Origin of the sequence: Virgisporangium aurantiacum, from assembly GCF_016863635.1 — a bacterium.
Taxonomy (GTDB): domain Bacteria; phylum Actinomycetota; class Actinomycetes; order Mycobacteriales; family Micromonosporaceae; genus Virgisporangium; species Virgisporangium aurantiacum.
Genome location: NZ_BOPG01000107.1, coordinates 44,932 through 63,860, shown reverse-complemented (window position 1 = coordinate 63,860; position 18,929 = coordinate 44,932). Strand labels below are relative to the sequence as shown.

General features: G+C 69.9%; 15 protein-coding genes. 7 read left to right on the top strand and 8 right to left on the bottom strand.

The genetic code is table 11. The annotated features are described in order from the left end of the window. The first annotated feature begins 669 nt into the window (after positions 1–669). On the top strand, positions 670–1,158 hold the full coding sequence (locus Vau01_RS58005; RefSeq protein ID WP_204012028.1) for a hypothetical protein: 489 nt from the start codon (positions 670–672) through the stop codon (positions 1,156–1,158). A 132-nt stretch (positions 1,159–1,290) separates the two neighbouring features. Beyond that, positions 1,291–4,284, top strand: coding sequence for a helix-turn-helix transcriptional regulator (locus Vau01_RS58000; RefSeq protein ID WP_204012025.1), 2,994 nt, complete (start codon positions 1,291–1,293; stop codon positions 4,282–4,284). 39 nt (positions 4,285–4,323) lie between these two features. Here the strand turns inward: Vau01_RS58000 and Vau01_RS57995 are convergent, their stop codons facing one another. The 4 genes from Vau01_RS57995 to Vau01_RS57980 form a co-directional block, all read right to left on the bottom strand. Beyond that, positions 4,324–5,976 (bottom strand): PLL family lectin, encoded by a 1,653-nt coding sequence (locus Vau01_RS57995; protein ID WP_204012022.1) that lies wholly within the window; start codon positions 5,974–5,976, stop codon positions 4,324–4,326. A 16-nt stretch (positions 5,977–5,992) separates the two neighbouring features. Beyond that, positions 5,993–6,841: a hypothetical protein gene (locus tag Vau01_RS57990; RefSeq protein WP_204012020.1), complete on the bottom strand. Its 849-nt coding sequence runs from the start codon at positions 6,839–6,841 to the stop codon at positions 5,993–5,995. Between the two features lie 121 nt (positions 6,842–6,962). Further along, positions 6,963–7,769 (bottom strand): SIR2 family NAD-dependent protein deacylase, encoded by an 807-nt coding sequence (locus tag Vau01_RS57985; RefSeq protein ID WP_204012019.1) that lies wholly within the window; start codon positions 7,767–7,769, stop codon positions 6,963–6,965. Positions 7,770–7,848: 79 nt separating this feature from the next. After that, positions 7,849–9,072, bottom strand: coding sequence for a hypothetical protein (locus Vau01_RS57980; protein ID WP_204012018.1), 1,224 nt, complete (start codon positions 9,070–9,072; stop codon positions 7,849–7,851). Between the two features lie 308 nt (positions 9,073–9,380). Between Vau01_RS57980 and Vau01_RS57975 the strand changes: the two genes are divergently transcribed. Further along, entirely contained in the window at positions 9,381–10,352 is a 972-nt protein-coding gene (locus Vau01_RS57975; protein WP_204012017.1) for a LacI family DNA-binding transcriptional regulator, read from the top strand. A gap of 24 nt (positions 10,353–10,376) precedes the next feature. After that, a complete protein-coding gene (locus tag Vau01_RS57970) occupies positions 10,377–11,576 on the top strand; it encodes a hypothetical protein (RefSeq protein ID WP_204012016.1) in 1,200 nt (399 codons plus the stop codon). A gap of 36 nt (positions 11,577–11,612) precedes the next feature. Here the strand turns inward: Vau01_RS57970 and Vau01_RS57965 are convergent, their stop codons facing one another. The 4 genes from Vau01_RS57965 to Vau01_RS57950 all read right to left on the bottom strand — a co-directional run bounded on the left by Vau01_RS57965 (position 11,613) and on the right by Vau01_RS57950 (position 16,533). Further along, positions 11,613–12,059: a hypothetical protein gene (locus Vau01_RS57965; RefSeq protein WP_204012015.1), complete on the bottom strand. Its 447-nt coding sequence runs from the start codon at positions 12,057–12,059 to the stop codon at positions 11,613–11,615. Between the two features lie 199 nt (positions 12,060–12,258). After that, positions 12,259–13,629: a hypothetical protein gene (locus Vau01_RS57960; protein WP_204012014.1), complete on the bottom strand. Its 1,371-nt coding sequence runs from the start codon at positions 13,627–13,629 to the stop codon at positions 12,259–12,261. A gap of 62 nt (positions 13,630–13,691) precedes the next feature. Next, positions 13,692–14,768, bottom strand: a complete 1,077-nt coding sequence (locus Vau01_RS57955; protein ID WP_373320491.1) for a ricin-type beta-trefoil lectin domain protein — start codon at positions 14,766–14,768, stop codon at positions 13,692–13,694. A 49-nt stretch (positions 14,769–14,817) separates the two neighbouring features. Then, positions 14,818–16,533 (bottom strand): cellulose binding domain-containing protein, encoded by a 1,716-nt coding sequence (locus tag Vau01_RS57950; RefSeq protein ID WP_204012010.1) that lies wholly within the window; start codon positions 16,531–16,533, stop codon positions 14,818–14,820. Positions 16,534–16,865: 332 nt separating this feature from the next. Between Vau01_RS57950 and Vau01_RS57945 the strand changes: the two genes are divergently transcribed. From Vau01_RS57945 to Vau01_RS57935, 3 genes are all read left to right on the top strand, one after another. After that, positions 16,866–17,171, top strand: a complete 306-nt coding sequence (locus Vau01_RS57945; RefSeq protein ID WP_204011997.1) for a hypothetical protein — start codon at positions 16,866–16,868, stop codon at positions 17,169–17,171. A 67-nt stretch (positions 17,172–17,238) separates the two neighbouring features. Next, positions 17,239–18,159 carry a sugar phosphate isomerase/epimerase family protein gene (locus tag Vau01_RS57940; protein ID WP_204011994.1) on the top strand — a complete coding sequence of 307 codons (921 nt, stop codon included), beginning with the start codon at positions 17,239–17,241 and terminating at the stop codon, positions 18,157–18,159. 22 nt (positions 18,160–18,181) lie between these two features. Continuing rightward, positions 18,182–18,877, top strand: coding sequence for a YczE/YyaS/YitT family protein (locus tag Vau01_RS57935; protein ID WP_204011991.1), 696 nt, complete (start codon positions 18,182–18,184; stop codon positions 18,875–18,877). Positions 18,878–18,929 lie beyond the last annotated feature (52 nt).

The following is an 18,929-nucleotide window of genomic DNA, read 5'->3' as shown; positions in this document are numbered from 1 at the left end:
AATGGGTCATGACCGTCCGCTGAGCGTGCGTCGAGGACTCACCGTGGCGGTCAACGACCTGCCAGTTCAGAGCGATCACGCCCGCCGAACTGCGCCGGTTCGTCGAAGCCGCCCGCGAAGACGCCAGCGTGGTTGCGTTCCCATACGAGCCGGTCCACGTGACGGTCGGCGATGAGCCGACCCACTGCCCGGTCGGCCACCCCAGGCACGGCCGCCGCGGTGGCTGGCTCGTCGACAGGTGGGTGATCGTCCCGCAGAGGCAGCCGGCATTCGTCCGCGACGGTGGGTCTGACCACGGGGGTGTCGCAGCATGCGATGCAGCGAGCGGCTCGGACATGCCAACGCGCGGACGACGCAGGAGTGGTAACGCCCGTACTGCCGCGGTACTCAAGGTGTTCTCCGACGGGCGGCCATGCAAGCACAAGACCTGCAGGCAGCGGCCCGATAGCGGACTCGACGAATTGCCCGATGAAGTCGGTCGGCTCGAGTAGGAACGAGGTCTCGAAGGACCCGTTTTCACCAACCCTTCGTCGCCGGGATCCCGTGGCGCGGTCACCGAGTCGATCGCCGTCCGCTGGTGGTCGCGGCGCGAAGGACTGTGCAACCGGCACCTCAGACGCAGGAGGCACGATGCGACCCGACGCTCGATTCCCCACGACAATGTCCCGGATGGCCCTTCTGCTGTTGGGCGCGTTGTTCACTCTCGGCTTCGCCGCGGTTCCCGCTGCGGCGGCCTCGCCTCGTCTGGAACGTGTGGCGATGTGCCTGATGCCGGTCAAGACGCCCGAGCTGACCCGGCATGCCGATGGCCAGGTCCGGGCCGACGGTGTCGTGCTCGCCGCGGACAAGACCACCTGTCAGTTGGCCGGCGCGCGGGGGGTCAAGGTGACGGCCGAGGTCAGCAACGACGGCTTGTGGGTGAACTGCTGGGCGGTCAATGCGACGGACAATGCGGTGTCGACCGCGGTTCCTCCGGCGAAGCTGGCGGTCATTCCGAAGGTCATCGGTGGGATCACGGCGCCGCTCGATGCGAATGGCAAGGCAACGGTCGAGGTTGATGTCGAGGTCAAGGACAACGCGGGTGGCACGTCGAAGTACCGGGTGAAGGCGGAGCGGGTCCCCGGTTCGACCACCATCACGATCACCCCGGTCCCGTAGCGGCGTCGTCGGCCGGCGCGAACGGGCGCCGGCCGACGCGCTTTGCGGCGAACGGTCCGGGCGGGCACGAGGTGTGTCGGTCACCTTACTTCGCGCTTGACCGGCCCGGCGGGCGGACGATCTCCTGTCGCCGTGCGGGGGAAACGCATCATCGGACGGACGGACGAACTCGAGCAACTCGCGCGCGCCATCCGCGAGGGGCGTCGACTCGTCCTCGTGATGGGCGGCGTGGGCATCGGCAAGACGCGCCTCGTCGCGCAGGCGGCGCAGGAGGCCCGGGACAACGGCACGGTCGTGGTGGAGGCGTCGTGCCTGCCGCTGGACGTGCGGTTGCCGCTGCTTCCGGTCATCGACATGCTTCGCAGCCTCGACCGTGCTGTCGGCCGGCCGGCAGTCGAGGAGATCGTCGCCGGGCTCCCGCCGGACGCCTCGGACGAGTTGGCTCGACTCGTGCCCGAGCTGATCGGCCATCAGGTCGGCCCGGATGTGCTGCCGGCCGCCGAGTGGAAGCGGCAGCGGATGTTCGCCGCCGTCGATCTCGTGCTGACCCGCGTCGCCCGCCACCGTCCCGTGCTGGTGGTGGTCGAGGATCTTCACTGGATCGACATGGCGACCCTGGATCTGCTGACCTACCTGCGCGCCTCGTCCCGCGGATCGATCACCATGGTCGTCACCTGTCGCAGCGACGAAGCGCCGCTCGATCCGTTGGTGGCGCGATGGATCGAACAGGCACGCCGGCCCGAGACGGAACGGCTGGATCTGGCGGGCCTGTCCCGGCCGGCGATGGCCGAACTTGCCGAACAGGCGCTCGGCGGCACTCCCGATGACGGCCTCGTCGAGGAACTGCATCGGCGCACGGAGGGGAACCCGTACTTCGCGGAGGAACTGATCGCGGCCGCCGCCGGTGGCCAGCTGACCCGCCAGCCGCCCCGGGCCCTTGCCGACCTGCTCGTGGCCCGTGCGCGTCGGGTCAGCGTGCCGGCCCGCGGTGTGCTCTCGGCGCTGGCCGTGGCCGGCCGGCCCGTCCCGGAGACGGTGGTCGCCCGGGCCACCGGGATGACGGCCGATGAGGTTGCCTCGGCCCTGCACGAGCTCATCGACGCCCGGCTCGCAGTGCCCGACAGCGTCCGGCCGGAACTCGGCTGCCGGACACAGCACGCCCTGCTGGCTGAAGCGGTGGTCGGCGACCTGCTGGCCGACGAGCGCCGCGACGTGTACGCCGGAATGGCCGCCGCCCTGGAGTCGGTGGAGGATCCGGCCCTGTCTGCGGAGATCGCCGGTCACTGGTCGGCCGCCGGCCGTCCCGCCGACGAACTCCGGTTGCTTCTCGACGCTGCCGACCACAGCCACCGGATGCGCGCGTACTCGCCGGCGGCGGACCTCTGGCAGCGAGCGACGACCATCGCCGAGAAGCTGCCCGACGCGGCCGAGAAGCTGGGCGTGGAACCGGGCTGGCTGCGGGTCAGAACCATCGACGCGTTGCAGGCGTGCGGCCGGGACCTCGACGCTGCCCACCTCACCGAGGAGACCCATGCGAGGCATCACGACTCGGCCGGCGGTGCGCTGCTGGCCGCGGTGCTGCACCGCACCGCCTGGCATCGTGGCGTCATCGCGCAGCGGGAGGCGCCGCCGAGTACGGCGTACGGGCTTTTCGACGAGGCGTCGCGCATCTACCGGGCGCTGCCGGAGTCGGCCGAGTACGCGCGGCTGCTCGCCGACCATGCGCGTTTCATGTGGATGGACAGCTGCGACAGCGCCAGCGGGTCGGTCTACCGAACCGCGCTCGCGGTCGCCGAACGGTGCGGAGCCGTTCATGAGATCGCCGACGCGCTGAGCGGTCTGGCCGAGGTCGCGTTCCTGCATGGTGACCCGGCGGAGGGCTTCGCCCTGTTGGACCGCGCCCGCGAAGCCGTCCGACATCCGTCCGACACCGAACTCACCCCTCGGATCGACTACTTCATCGCCGAGTACCACAGCAACGCGCTGCTCAAGACGGGGCAACTGGCGGCGGCCGAACGGGTTGCGCGGGAGGGCCTCGAACGCGCCCGCCGGATGGGTGCGACGTCGGGCTACTCGGCTGCGGTTCTGCATCACAACGCGGTGGAGGCTCTGCTGGAACGCGGCTTCGTCGACGCCGTGGCGGAACTCGTCGCCGACGTGCGTGACCGCCAACCGGGACTCGACGACTGGAACCTGCACCTGTATCAGGCCCAGGTCGAGATCTGCCGCGGCGAGCTCGACGCCGCCGTCGCCCGCACGCGTTCCGTCGACCGGCTCGGCCTGGCCGGTCCGCGCATGTGGATGTACGAACGGATCCGCCTTCTGCCGCGGGCCGCGCTGTGGGCCCGCGATCCCGCCGCGGCACTCGGTCAGGTCGAGCCGGCCCTTGCGCTGTTGAGCGGATGCGACGTGGAGCAGTTCTGCGGTGAGCTGTTGGCGCTCGGTGCCCGGGCCGTGGCCGACCTCGCCGAGACCGCGCGGGCGCGCCGCGACCGCGATGCCGAGCGTGCCGCCCACGCCGACGCCGATAGGCTCGGCGACGTTCTCCACCGGATGCGCGGCCGGCCGTTCGTCGACCATCCGTTCCTGGCGACCATTGCGGGCGATCGGGCCGACTGGCAGGCCGAGCTGTGCCGTGTCCGCGGCGTGCGTGACCCGGACGCCTGGGCGCAGGCGGCCGGAGTCTGGCAGCGGCTCGGCCGCCCGCACCGCAGGGCGTACGCGTTGTTGCGTCAGGCGCAGGTCATTGTCGCCACGGCCCGGAACCCGACGGCGGCGGCCGACGTGTTGCGCGCGGCGGCCGAGGCGGCGGCCGACATGGTGCCGCTGACCGCGGCGATCCGTCGGCTGGCGCAGCGGTCCCGGATCTCCCTCGCGCCGACGCGCACGCTCGCGCCGGCGGCACCGGAACCGGAGGACCCGTACGGCCTGACCAACCGGGAGCGGCTCGTGCTTGGACTGCTGGCCCAGGGTCGCACGAACGCCCAGATCGGCACCGAGCTGTTCATGAGCCCCAAGACCGCGAGCGTGCACGTCAGCAATATTCTGCGCAAGCTCGGGGTGGCGAACCGGGCCGCAGCCGCGGCTGTCGGGGAACGCGCCGGCCTGACCGGTCTCGACGCCTGATGCGGCCCGGCCCACGCCAAGGTGGGCCGGGCCGGTGTCTCAGCTCGCCGAGACCGCGCTGGTGCCGATCGTCTCGACGTGCTTGACCCACCGTTCGGTCCAGTACGCCGCGGCGAACCTCGTCCGCTGGTATGCCTCGTCGTCGATGATCAGCGTGAACTGTGCATCGCCGTTGGGGTCGACCGCGCCCGCCACAGCGGTAGCCGTCCCCGGGTTGCCGAGGTAGTTCCACGGCAGCGTCCAGTTGTCGTCGACCTGGAACTTGTGGTGCAACTGGCCGTCGATGACGGCCGCCACCTGGACGTTGGTGCCGTCGAACAGGGCCGTCACCCCGGTAGCGGTTCCGCCGTGTCCGGCCGGTGTGAACTCCGTCCAGGCGCCGTTGCCGTGCCGGATCCGATGACGGACCTTGCCGTCGACGACCGCGAGGACGTGGAGACGGGATGCGCCGTCGACGGCGGCCGCCACCGCCGTGGCCGTTCCGGGGGTGTCTCCGGGTTTCGTCCACGGCGTCCAACTACCGTCGACGCCCCGCATCCGGTGGTGTATCTGGCCGTCGACCACGGCCAGGACGTGGAGCTGTCCGGCCGCGTCGGCGGCGGCGACCGCGGAGGCGGTGCCGGGATGGTTGCCGATGGACACCCATGGCGACCAACTGCCGTTCTGGTTCCGGATCCGGTGGTGAACCCCGCCGTCGAACACGGCGAGCAGGTGTCGACGGTTCTTCGACTCCGGGTGCGTGTCCAGGGCGGTGGCCACCGCTGTGGCTTCCTTCGCCGCCCCGTTGGCACGTAGCGGGTGATCCAGAATGTCCCAGATCAGCGGTCCGTCGTCTTCCCAGAACGTGACCTGGCCGAACTGGACGCCGCACACGACGAGGTCTCGTCGCAGCTTGTCCAGCGCGGTGCGCAGCAGGGGAAGCGACTGCTTGACCAGGCGCCAGTTGGTGTTGGCGGCCGCCTGTTCCTTCACCGCCTCCAGGTTGAACGGGGTGCCACCGGGCGGGATCCACGGGTCCCAGCCGCCCTGCCCGTTGCCCCGCCAGTGTTCGGAACCCCGGGCGAACTCACCGTTGTACGCCGTGCAGGTGTGCTCGCGGGTCCGGAAGCCCCCGTACTGGAGGTCGCGGTACGTGCAGGCGGGGGTGAGCCGCGAGAAGAGAACCTCGAAGTCCGAGATGAAGTTCGCGAGCTGTCCCTGCATCTCCACGCCGGCCTTGGCGTGGAACACCGCGGAGATCGCCTGCACCTCGGCCATCGCCACGGCGAGGCGATCGGCGACGCCGAGGTTCTGGACCTGCCCGGCCAGAATGCCGGCCCGGTTGGCGCATTCGTCGATGGCCCGCGTGATGAGGCGACGCGACACCGGGTCCATCGTGTCGACGTCGACCAGATCGCCGCTGCTGGTCCGGACACAGGTAGTGATGTCGGCTTCGAGATTCTGGTCGATGTAGTCGAGAATCCGCTTCTCGCTGGCCGCGATCTCGGCCAGGATCTCCCGCTTGGCGGCCTCGATCGCCCGCTTGATCTCGGCCGTGTCGTTGCCACCGAACGAAACGGCGATGTCGAAGTTCGCCTCGACGTAGACGAAGGTGTCGTCGGCGTGTGCCGGCCGGGCCACACCGAGCGTGGCGCCGACGACGCCGGCAAGGACCGCCAGCATCGCCAGAGGTCGTCTGAGTATTCGCTCCATTCTCCACATTCCTTCGCTACGGTTGCCGCTGGAGCTTCGCCTTCGTGGCCAGCAGGTTGATCTGGGCCTGGTACGCGTCGTACAGAACGGTGTCCCGCAGGGCCATCTTCTTGATGTCGTCCCAGTTGCTCGGCATCGATCCGGGCTCCCACTCCGCGCCGAACCCGCGCTTGATCTGGCGCTCGCCGGCCGTGGTGGTCCGTTCCGCCCACGCGTCCTCCGCGTTGTACGAGTGGCAGATGACCGCCCACTCCGCGGAAACCCCCGGCGATGGCCCGACGTCGGCCTGCCGGCAACTGGTCGTGGCCATCAGCTTCGTCGTGGCCGAGTCGAGCATGTCCAGAAAATCGTCCAGGGTGTGGCCCAGCGACTCGTGGAGCGCGTCGAGGTCCGCCCGGTGGTAGCTGCTCGTGGCGGCCAGGGTCAGGTCGTAGGCCGCCATCGAGATCCGCGTCAGGTGGTCGATCTGCTTCTGGTCGACTGTCGCCGGCCGCTCGATCTCCGTGTGTGCGTAGCTCGCCGCGTCCCGGGCGTCGCGCAGATACAGGTACCGCACCGTCGAGCTGGGGTCGCGCATGTCGACCGTCCGGCTTCCGATGTTCCTCAGTTTTCCTCTGGCATCGGTCACCCGCTCGCTGTCCACCTCCTGGATGACGGCCTCGCCGGAGGTCCGGAACGCACCGATGACCTCGAGCACGAACCCGGCGATCTCGATCACCTGCATGACCGGCAATCTGGCCTCGAGGGCAACGGTCGTCCTTATGGTCAGCCTGCCCGCGTTGCCTTCGTCGCCGTCGGCACCCGCGGGCCGGACGGTGCCGGCGACGAGAATCGCCGCCACGATCACGGCCACGATCACCGCCATGGCCGTGCCTCGCACTCTGGTACCCCTGTGTGGTCTTCCCCTGATGCTCATGAGATCAACGGTGGTGCTAAGCCGTCGATCACCGCATCGGAAGATCGCCCATGCGCCGGCTCCCGGGGCCTTAGCCTCGGGTCGAGGGAGGCCACGCCGCCGCGACGATGGCGGGGAGTACGTGTGCGGCGGTACCGAGCAGGTTGATGGTGCAGAACAGGTCGAGCTGGGTCGGCTGGGGATTGACCTGGATCACGGCGGCGCCCGCCCGCACGGCGATCCGGGGGATCTCCGCGGCGGGATAGACCATGCCGGACGTGCCGACGGTGAGGAACAGGTCGCTGGCGGCGGCGGACTCGGCCGCGGTGGTCAGTGCCGACCCGGGCAGTTCCTCTCCGAACCAGACCACGCCGGGACGCACGAGCGCGCCGCACGACACGCACAATGGCGGCGGGATGCGGCGCCCGTCCGCCGGTTCCCCGCTCGGCGACTCGTCGTGCGCCACATTCTGCGTCGCGTCCGGGAACGTGGCGGGATGGGCGCCGTCCCCGACGCACCGCGGTGCGAACAGGCTGCCGTGCAGGTGCGTCACCTCCGGCGACCCGGCCCGCTCATGCAGGTCGTCGACGTTCTGGGTGACGACGACGGCGCCCGGAACCCGGCGGGTGATCGCGGTGACGGCCAGGTGCCCGGGATTGGGTTCGGCATGGCGCACCCGCGACCGTCGCCACTCGTACCAGCCCCAGACCAGGTCGGGGTCGGCGTGGAACGCCTCCGGGGTGGCGAGATGCTCGGCGTTGAAACGCGACCACAGACCGGTGAGGTCGTCGCGGAACGTCGGTACACCGCTCTCGGCAGAGATCCCCGCTCCGGTGAAGACGACCACGCGCCGGGCCGTGCGGAGAAGGCCGGCTGCCTGTTGCAGATCGGTGTCCATCCCGACAATGCTGCCATCGCACGGCAACACCTTCCGGTTCGCCCGAACCGGACTTCTCCGCCGGCTTCCTGCTTTCCGGTTACTGGATGGGGATCAGTTCGAAGGTGCCGGAGCCGTCGGGCATGCCGGCTTCGTACTGGCGGACCGGCTCGTCCTGCTCGAGGATTTCCGAACCGAGCATCGCGCCCCTCTCGGCGGCCTGGATGCCGGCGAAGGTCGAACCGGGTACGTCGCGGTAGAGGAAGAGTTTCTGTGCCTTCGGCGTCGCCTCGCAGGCGTAGTGACGGATCTCGGTGCCTTCGACGACGGTCGAGCGGCGTTGCGGCTGGGCGCAGGTGCCCGTCCACCGGTTCACCAGCACCACGGGTGCGACGCCGTCGGTGTCCGGGCCGGTGCAGACCTGCCAGTATTGTCCGATGTGGTCGTCGTCCCACGAGTTCCAGCGGACCGGGGAGTCCTCGTCGTCGTCATAGATGTCCATGACGAGGCCGTTGTTCGCGGTGATCCGGTAGTAGGTGGCGTCGCAGGTGTAGCCGGCGGGGACATCGGCGGTGGCACTGGGTTCGTCCACAGTGGACTGTCCACTTCGGACCGAAGCGCTGCGCGCGTTCTCGGCCTTGTGCCCGGCGATCGCCTGCTGCCGCGCGGCTTCGCCGTCGCAGCCCAGTTCGCGTTGCGCGGCACGGCGGAGGCTGTTCGCCGGAACCGTCTCCTCGCAGCGGACGACGCCCTCCTCGTCACGTCCCCAGGTGGTGTATTCGCCGCCCGGCCGGCGCACCCATTGCAGCGCCCAGGTGCCGTCGGAGCGCTGCATCCGCGTGCAGTTGATCGAGCTCATCGTGCCGCGCACCTTGTGCGTTCCCGAGTAGATGCCGTAGTAGCCGGGCTGGTTGAGGTTCCACTGGACCGTACGGACCGCCGTGTCGGTGGTTCCGGTGGCCCTCGCCACCGAGAATCCGACCGTGGCCCCCACCGAGCCGAGGGCGCCGAAGCCGAACGTGGCGGTGATCGAGGCGTTGTTGGTGATCGTCACCGTGATCGTCTCGGTGTGCGTCAGTGCGATGTTCTGGAATCCTGTGGTGCCCTCGGTGACGTAGTACGCCTTGAAGTGGGTGACCGTCGGGATCACCTCGGCGGTGTCGGCGACACCGGCGCGGCGGCCGAGGTCTTCCCGGTCGCACGGCTGGCCGATCGTGGGCGTGGTGACGGCGAGGGCCGGTGAGGCGAGCGCGACAGCGGCGAGGCTGGCAGCGGAGAGGCTGGCAGCGGCGAGGCCGGCTGCTACCAGGGGTCTGAGTCGCATGGGTCCGCCTTTCGATAGCGGGGGTGAGGGCGCGTTCCACCGCCGGTCGTCGCCGGACGAGTGCTCTGACAATCGACGCTTACCGGGACGATCGGGAAAGTGGAAGCGCTTCCACATTACGAGCGGTGACGGGTCCCGGGAACCCAGTGAGAGGTATCAATGTCGGGGTCGTATTTACGAATGGCGCGAAAGGGCGGCGGCCCCTCGATTTGCGCGTGTGAGGATGTTGCGACATGGACGAGCCGCGATCGGGCGCTCGGCCGCCGACTGGCGTACCGGGAGGTTCGGAGTTGCCGGCCGAGAGTGGGGTGACCATTTATCAGGTCGCCGCGCGTGCGGGCGTCGGAATCGCCACCGTCAGCCGGGCGTTGCGCGGGTCGGGGCCCGTCTCGCGGCGTAGCCGGGAGAAGGTCGAGCGGGCCGTGCGGGAACTCGGGTTCCGGCCCAGCCAGCTCGGGGTTTCGCTGGCCCGGGGCAAGCATGCCGCCAACGGGATCGTGTTCCCCGACCTGTCCGGGCCGTACTACGCCGAAGTCGTCATCGGATACGAGGAGACCGCGTCACGCCTCGGCCGCAGCGTGCTGATCTGCTCGACCCGGGGGCGCGACGACATCGGTGCCACCGTGCTCGGGTTCGCCTCGCGGGTCGACGGCCTCGTGATCCTCGGCCACGACGTCGACGACACCACGATCGCGGCCGTCCTCGCCGCCCGGCTGCCCACGGTGCTCCTCGCCCGGCCCGCGGTCGGCACCGCCGACACGCTGAACACCGAGAACCGCCGCAGCGCCAAGGCCCTGGCGGAGCACCTGATCAGCCACGGCCACCGCGCGCTGCGGTTCGTCGGCGACCCGGCCCGGGCGCCCGACGTCCGCGAACGCTACGCCGGGCTGCGGGCCGGGCTGAGAGCACATGGGCTGCCGTGCCGCGCCCCGCTTCGGTGCGCGCTGACCGACGAGGCCGGGCGGTACGCCGTCCACGAGCTTTTGAAGAGTGAGCGACCGGACGCGCTGGTCTGCGCCAACGACGAGGTCGCGCTCGGCGCGTTGCAGGCCGCCGCCGAGGTCGGGCTGCGCGTGCCGGCCGATGTCGCGGTCACCGGGTGGGACGACGTGATGGCCGCTCGCCACACCGGGCTGACCACCGTGCGTCAACCCATGCGGGACCTCGGAGCGAAGGCCGCCGCCGCGCTCGACGAGCTGATCAGTGGCGTCCGCATCACCCCGCGGCACGACGTGCTCCCGACGGAGCCGATCATCCGTCGGACGTGCGGCCCGCACTGAGAAAGCCAGGGATAGGGTCGACCGATGCGGGGGAGATCGATGGCTGTCTGCGCCGTGTTGGCGCTCGTGTCGGCCTGCGACCCGGCCGGTCCGGCTGGTGACCTGTCCTCGGTGCCGACCCCGTCGACGACCCGGACGCCCGGGACGGCGCCGGACCTGCCCGCCCGGGTGGCGCAGGCCACCGTCCGGTCGATCCTGGCCACCAGCCTGCGGGTCCTCCCGGCGGCGGACGGCGTCCAGGTCGTCGCCACCTACGCCGCCGGCGCCTCCACCAAGGCGCCGGCGATAAACGAAGGGGTCGGGGCCGCGGCGTGGTGGTGCGCCGGTCCGCCGTGCCCGTTCGCCGCCCGGCCCGCGCCGATGCCCGCCGGACAGCCATTGAGCGCCGAGGACGACGGCACCGTCCGCTACGCCCTGGCCCGCAGCGGGGACGACCCGTCGGTCATCGACCTGGCCCGGTGCGTTCCCGGCGGCTGCGACCAGGCCGGATCGGTCCCGGCGACGCTCGCGGGGCGCACCCTCCTCGCCGTCGCGGCGGTCGGCGCCGACCTGCTGATGCTGCACACCCGGTCGTCGCCCGACGGGTCACCGCCGGAGCACCGCGACGTCTCGCTCGCCCGGTGTCCGATCGCCTCCTGCCAGGCCGGGTGGACCAGCCACCAGGTCGCGCCCATGCCGGGAGTCCGGCCCACCCACTTCACCCTCGCCGTCCACGTCGGGCGCCCGGTGGTGGCCTTCCACGAGAGCCCTGACCGGACCACGCTGCTGCTGTGCCCGGATCGCGCGTGCTCCTCCGCGCCCCGCGCGGTCACGGTCACCGGGATGGATCCGCTCCCGCGCCCGTCGGTGCGTGTCCTGCCCAGCGGCCGGATCGCGGTGCTCTCCGGCCGCACGCTGATGACCTGTGACGATCCGGCCTGCGCCACCGCGTCGGTGGTCGCCCTGCCGCAGGATCACGGGTGGGGTGCCACCGCCTCGGCCTTCACCGTCGACGCCGCCGGCCGGCCGCTCGTCGTCACCACCGATGCGAGTGCCGACCTGCGGCTGCACACCTGCGCCGACGAGGCCTGCCGCGAATCGTCGTCGGTCCTCGTCGGCCTGCGCACCCCGTACAGCGGGAGCACGCTCACCGTGGCGGTCGGTGCCGCCGGCACCCCTGTCGTCGCCTGGCTGGCCCGCGACACGCTGACGCTCGTCGCCTGTGAGACCCGCGACTGCCGATGACGGCGCGCGAACCGCGGAACTGACGACGCTGTCTCGCTACCGGATCACGATCCGGGTCGGTGGGACGGACACGTTCTGCATGCCGCTGTCGCCTTCGACGTACCCCGACGCGCTCCACCTGGCGGCGGCCCGGCGGAACGTCGCGCCGCCGACGGCGGTCAGCTCCACGGCGTACCACTGCCCGGTGCCGTCGCACACGGTGGGCGTGAGGTAGCCGATGCCCCGCACCTCGACGCCGTTGACGACCTGCGTCAGGCCCATGTCGATGACGCCCCGATCCGGCACACCACCGGTGAACGGGCCACACGAGTACTGCCCGACGAGCACGACCGCGGTCGGGTCGTCGGCCAGCAGTGCCCACCGTGCGGTGACCGTCAAACCGGTCGCGGTCACGGTCGCGGTCGTAGCCGGGTCCGCGGTGGCGGCGCCGGCCGGTGTCAGCAGCAGCAACGCGGTGATGAAGAGAGTTGCGATTCGGCGCATCACACGCCTCCGATCGTCGGTTCGGCAGATGATAGCCATTCGCGGTGGTCGATCAAGGCGGGTTGTCGAGCAGGTTCGATTGGCCTTTTCGTTGGCCTTTTGCGATGACGCGCAAACGACCGGCAACGTGGCTTATCGCACAACAACGGCGAAAGGACGACCGACCGGCAGGCGCGACGTCACTGGCGTCTCCGCTGGATCACCACGCGCCGGCGCGGGCCGGGCCTGCCGCCGCGGCCTCCGCGCGGCTGTTCATCGTGGGCCGGTTGCCCATGTTCTCGTCGGCCAGCTCCGCCTGCCTGTCGACGTAGTCGTCGAAGATCTGCTGCACCTGCTCGGCGTTGCGCGCGTCGGTCTCCGCGTAGTGCGCGGCGATCTCACACAGGTCGGTGCCGTACCGGATGAGTTTGTCGCGGGTGTGGTTCAACGACCTCGACGTGAACGCGGTGCACAACGACCTCCACTGGCCGACGCTGCTGGTGAACCAGGACCCGAACGCGTCGGCCTCGTTGTTGTCGGTGGTCAGCCCGAGTAGGAAGGCCGCCACGTCGTAGTGCCAGGCGGCCGACGACATGTCGACGTAGCCGATCTGGTACAGCGCCTCGCAGTCGGCCAGGACATCGTGGGGGTCGCCCGGTGCGAACCCGGCGTAGGTGTCGAGCGGGTTGTCCGTGTCCTGGTTGAACTCCGCCTGGAACATCTCGATGTTGTGGCGACCCGGGCCCAGGGTGTCCAGATCGAGGCCGATCGCCGTCTCGATATCGGCCTCCTCGTTCTCCAGATGGCCGATCAGTTCGGTGATCCGCTGATCCATCGACGCGATGATCTCCTCCACGAGGTGGCCCTCGATCACGATCTCCGACTCGTCGCGGTCGCGATCCGCGCCCTGCTGCCCGGACGCGAGCACGCCGGCGCCCGCTTCGACACCGGCGGCGAACACGGCCAGGCCACCCGTAGCGGCCGCGCCCAGCACGACCGCGGCCGCGCCGATCAGCACGAACGCGAAGGACCCGATGTTGTCCGACTGCGGCGTGAAGGCGTCCCTCGCCGCGTTGAGGATCTTGATCGTGGTCCTGCGGGTCTCCTTCATGACGTCGCGGTAGGCCTCCAGATATCCCCGGAGAAAGCAGATCATGGCGCCTTGCGCCGCCACCGTGGGCGGGAAGGCGCCGGCGATCAGTGACCGGAAGGCGCCCGCGGCGTCGCCCTGCCAGGTGCCGGGGAGGTTGGCGAGGACGAGATTGAGGTCGGTCTCGGCGGCGGCTACGTGACCCCATACGGTGGGGTCGCCGCGCACCGGCGATCGTGGGTTGTCCGCAAAGACGTTTCCCGTTGGCTGGCCGAAGGTTTTGATCATCTGGTCGAACGCGTCGGGCTCTCCGTCGGCGGCGGCGAAGTCCAGCCTCCGCAACACCCGTTCGAGGCTCGTGGAGATGCCTTCGATGTAGGTGTCCCACTCCGGATAGTCGAGGTCGTAGGCGGACCTGGCGACCCACTCCTCCTCAGCCGCGAACATCGCCATCTCCCAGAGTTGGTCGACGGCAGTCTGGTATTCGTCGTGGAAGACCATGTCGTGAGGGTAGGTTCGCCGATGCGCCGGGTCCCGCGCCCGGCTCCGGAATTAGCAAAGATTTATCTGCGGGTCCAGCGTTGGTTGGCGGACCCGGTGCAGGTCCACAGGATGACGAGCGTCCCGTTGGCGGTCGCGTTGCCGTTGACGTCGAGGCACAAGCCCGACTGTGCGTTGCTGATGGTGCCGTTGGCGTTGAGGTTCCAGCGTTGGTTGGCGGCGCCGTTGCAATCCCAGAGTTGGGCCTTCGCCCCGGCGACGGCGCCGGTGGGGGAGTCGAGGCACTTGCCGAGCGACCGGATGGTCTGGCCGGTCACGGTCCACTGCTGGTTCGGTCGGCCGCTGCAGTCGTAGATGATCGGCTGGGTGCCGTTGGCGGAGTTGCTGTTCGGCACGTCCAGGCACCGGCCGGAGGAGGCGCTGACCAACGCGGTCGTGCTGCCGGTGCCGCCGCCGGTGCCGATGCTGCCGGGTACCGACAGCAGGGCGCTGTACCAGGTGGCGGCCATCTTGTCGTAGCCGGTCGCGGTCGGATGGATGCCGTCGATGAGGTCGGCGGTCGTGAGGGCGCTGTGCATGTCGACGAGGTGAACCCGCCGGCCGGCGTTCACCTTGCTCTGCACGATGCCGGGAATGGCCGCGTTGAACGTGCGGGCGTTGGCCTCCTGGCCGGCGTTGCTCAGCGGAATGATCGTGGCCACGAACACGTCAGCCGCCGGCACTGCCGTGGTGATCCGGTCGATCAGCGTCGACAGGCGGCCCGGCGCTCCGGACAGGTTGTAGTTCTGCAGGACGTCGTTGGTGCCGATGTGCAGCAGCACCGTGCGCGGGGTCGTCGAGGCCAGCCAGCCGTTGATGTTGGCGGTGATCTGGTCGATGCGCCAGCCGGGATGGCCCTCGTGGTCATGGTCGCCGAGGTTCGACGGGCCGTTGAACTGTGAGCCGACGAGGTCGACGGTGTAGCCGCCGGCGGCCATCCGCTGCCACAGACCGATCCGGTAACCACCCGGCACCTGGGTGCCCTCGGTGATCGAGTCACCCAACGGCATGACCCGAACGCCGCCGTTGGACTCGGCGTGGGCCGGGGCGGTGCCGATCGCGAGACCGGCCGACGTCACGGCCAGGGCGAGCGCGGCCACGCTGAACCATGGTGTTCGCCTTCTCATGGCAACCTTTCGACGATGTGAATCAGGGGGTGAGCACGATCGTGGAGACGCTTCGTGCGGCGACGTTGACGGTGACCCGTCCGCCGCTGACGGTCGTGGGTTGGCCGGCCGCGTTGGCGCTCTGCGACGTGAGAACGTGCTCTGCTCTCGTGATGGTCTGGGGCGCCTGAATCACGGCGTTGTTGACCGCGCTGGTCGACCGGTTGAGGATCACCAGCGTGATCCTGCCGTCGCCCTGATACGCGGTCACCTCCAGCGGCGCGGCCTTCGTGCTCTTGGCCAGGGCGATCCGCTGGTAGCCGGGGCGTACGTACTTGGCGTACTGGGAGAACGCGTACCCGCGCTTGAGCGGCGCCCCGGCGGTGGTGCCGTAGGCCGCCTCACCGTCGCCGATGAAGGAGTAGAAACGCTTGCCGTACCACCAGATGTAGGCGCTCCAGTTCGCTTCCATGGAGCGGTGCACCGTACGTATGACGGTGTCGAGAGTCTCGTTCCAGACCGCCAGGTTGGACGGGTTGCCCCAGATGTTCGATCCGCTGCCGTCGGCCTCGTGGAAGTTCCACTCGGTCATCCACACCGGTTTGTTGTTCTGGGCGGCCAACGGGTACGGGGCCAGGCGGCTCGCCGTCTCGGTGCCGTACAGGTGCCCGCCGATGTAGCCGATGTTGGTGCGGGCGCACGCATCGTTCAGGGTCGGGTCGGTGTAGCCGTAGTTCAGGTTCACCGCCTCGGCGACCATCAGCCGGGTGTTCAGGACCCGCGCCCCCTGGCTACAGGCGAAGTCGCGCAGTTCGGTGCCGCTCCAGTCCATCGAGTCGTAGTCCGGGTGCCAGTCCGGCTCGTTCTGCACCGAGGTGACGTCGATGGTGACGCCCTGGGCGCGCATCTGCTGCACGTAGCTGTTCAGGTGGTTGGCGTAGTCGTCGTAGTAGTCGGTTCTCAGCTTGCCGCCGTTGGTCCGGCTGTTGTTCGTCTTCCACTCCGCCGGCGCCGTCCACGGCGACGCGAGGATCTTCACGTTCGACCCGTACGTCTTCGCCGTTCGCAGGGCGTTCACGTGGGTCGACCACTCACCGGAGACCGGCGAGATGCCGGTGCGCACGATCGACAGGCCCAGTTGGTTGGCGCCGAGCCCGACCAGCGTCTGTGTCTCGGCCGTCGACCACGCGCTGCCCCAGATCGCGGTCGCCGCCCCGAAACCGTCGACCGTCTGGTACCTGGTCGCGTTGTTGACGGTGATGTCCGCGGCGCCGGCGGGCGGCGGGGAGGAGGGCGGGGAGGACGATGGGGAGGACGGTGGTGTCGACGGTGGTGTCGACGGCGGCGTGGTGCCTCCGGTGCACGTCACTCCGTTCAGTGCGAACGTGACCGGTGCCGGGTTGCTGCCGGTCCACGTGCCGTTGAAGCCGAACGCGACCGTGCCGTTCGTCGCGATCGCCCCGTTGTAGCTGAGGTTCCGCGCGGTGACCGCGGCGCCGTTCTGGGTCAGCGTCGTGTTCCACGCCTGGGTGACGGTCTGGCCGGCGCTGTAGGACCACGTCAGGCTCCAACTGGTGAGCGCGTCACCGAGGTTGGTGATGGTGACGTCGGCACCGAATCCGCCCTGCCACTGCGACGACACGGCGTAGTTCACCGAACACCCGGCGGCCGCGGCGCCCGCCGGAGCCACGGCCACCGTCGCCAGCACGAGGGCGCCGGTTGACACGAGGGTGGCACCGAGCAATCCGAGTCTTCTCATCGGACCGGCATCCATGTCGCCTCCTCGTGGACGCCCGAGGAATGCGCACCAGCGGGCGGTGATGTGAGCGTTAACAGCACGGTGGGAGGAGGCGGGGGAGCGCGTGGGTGCTGTCCGGTCGACCCTCCAGGAGCCGACATAGATGAACTTTGATCGGTGTCGCCGGGGATCGTCAAGGGGTTTCGGCAATGTTTCGCGATCGACGCCCGATGGTCGCTGCGGAGCGCATCAAGGATGGATCCGGGACAAATCGATGCGCGTGGTTGCCAGACTCGACCTGCTGCGCGGCGACGTGCCGCGTGGCGAGGCTTGTCGGCGAAGGAGGCGTGTGCATGCGGATGATTCCGAAGCTGCTCGTGGGCGGGGCGCTGGCGGTCGCGGGAACGATGGCGGTGCCGACCGCGGCCCAGGCGGCCCCGACGGGTTGCTCGCTCACGATCTCGGGCCGCACGGCCCAGGTCGTCTGCTCGGGCGGCAGCGGTCAGGTGCGGGCCGCGGTCGAGTGCCTTGTCATGAAGCCGGGGGATCCGTTCTCCACCAATCGATTCGGACCGTGGGTCGGTGTGGGTGCGGTCTCGTCGGTGTCCTGCGGCGGCGGGACCCATCTCGTGGACGCGTGGTACGAGACCCGGAACTAGGGCGTGGCGTGGCGGCCGGTGAGCGGACGTCGCCACCGCCGCCACGTCAGGCGAAGGAAGGGGAAGCATGCGACTCGGCGTCTCGGGCGTGGTGATACCGCACCGGATCGACAGGGTGAGCGCGGCACACGTCGCGGAGCTGCGCGAGCACGGGTTCGCAGGTTTCGCCACCCGGTTCTGGGACAACCCGTTCACCATCACCACCGAGCAGGCCCGGCGGGTCCGTGCGCTGTTCGAGGCCGGCGGCGTCACCATCACCCAGGCGACCGGGTACTGGCAGCCGCTGATCCATCCCGACGAGACCGAGCGGAGTGCCGGCCTGCGGGTGCTGTGCGAGGCGATCCGGGTCGCCGGCGATCTCGGCGCAACGGCCGTGCTGACCGGGCCGGGGACTCTCAACCCGCGGTCGGCCGACCTTCCCGACGAGCAGCGCCGCTGGGGCGCCTGGTGGCCGGACCGGCACAACCACGGCCCCGCGCCCGTCGACCGCCTGATCCGCAGCCTGCGCGAAGCCGCGGTCGAGGCGCAGCGGCACGGCGTGCTGATCTCCCTGGAGTGCCACGTCGCGTCGACCATCGAGTCACCGGAGTGCGCCCGGGACATCATCGAGGCCGTGGGCTCCCCGCACGTCAAGATCAATGTTGACCCGGTGAACTTCATCGGCACCATCGCCGAATACTTCGACACCACCGCACGGATCAACCACATCTTCGACGTCCTCGACCCGTACATCATCAGCGGCGACGCGAAGGACGTCACGCTGGAGGACCCGGCCGTCGTCCACCTGAAAGAGGTGCCGGTGGGCGCCGGGTCGTTCGACTTCGACACGTTCCTCGCCAGGTTCGCGCGGAGCTGCCCGGACGGGTTCCTCCATCTGGAGCACTTCCCGCTCGATGACGCGCTGCGTGGGCAGGCCATCCTCCGTGACCGGGCGGCCCGTCTCGGCCTGGCGTTCACCGCCGCGGTACCGGCCGCCGCCGGTCCCTGACCGTCCCGGACGGCCGACGCCGATGAGCCGAGCGCGTTGGGTACCCGCGTTCACCGCACGGTGGGAGGGCTGGCGCCGACTGGTCCGCGATCTCGTGGTGATCCAGGCCGGGTTCGCGTTGTACGGGCTCGCGATCGACCTGTTGGTGCGGTCACGGCTGGGCACCTCGTCGTGGGTTGTCCTGGAGGCGGGTATCACCAACCACGTCCCGATCACGCTCGGCCAGTCGGTGATCGCGGTGTCGGTCCTGTTGATTCTGGTCGTGGTGCCCTGCCGCGAGCCGATCGGCTGGGGCACGTTGGCAAACATGATCTTCATCGGCGTGTGGGTCGACCTGTGGCGCCCGCTCGTCCCGGCAACGCCCGACGAGCTGACCCCGGGTGCGCTGACGGTCCGGCTGTCGTACCTCGCGCTGGCCGTGCTCACCATGGGCTTCGCGACCGGAATCTACGTCGGCGTCCGGGCCGGAGCCGGCCCACGGGACAGCCTGATGCTCGCGGTGGCGCGGCTCGCCGGGATCTCGGTCCGGCTGTCACGCACCCTCATCGAGGTCACCGTCGTCGCGCTCGGCTGGCTGCTCGGCGGCCCGGTCGGTGTCGGCACGGTGGTCTTCGCGGTGACGATCGGGCCGTCGGTGCAGTTCGCGTTCCGGGTCCTCCACGTCGAGCCCGACCCGCGGCGTCCCGCGGGAAGCCATCGCCGAACCGGGTCAGGGTGAGCCGGTACAATCGACACTCGTCATTGGGGCTGCGAACGCTGACGGGCATCGG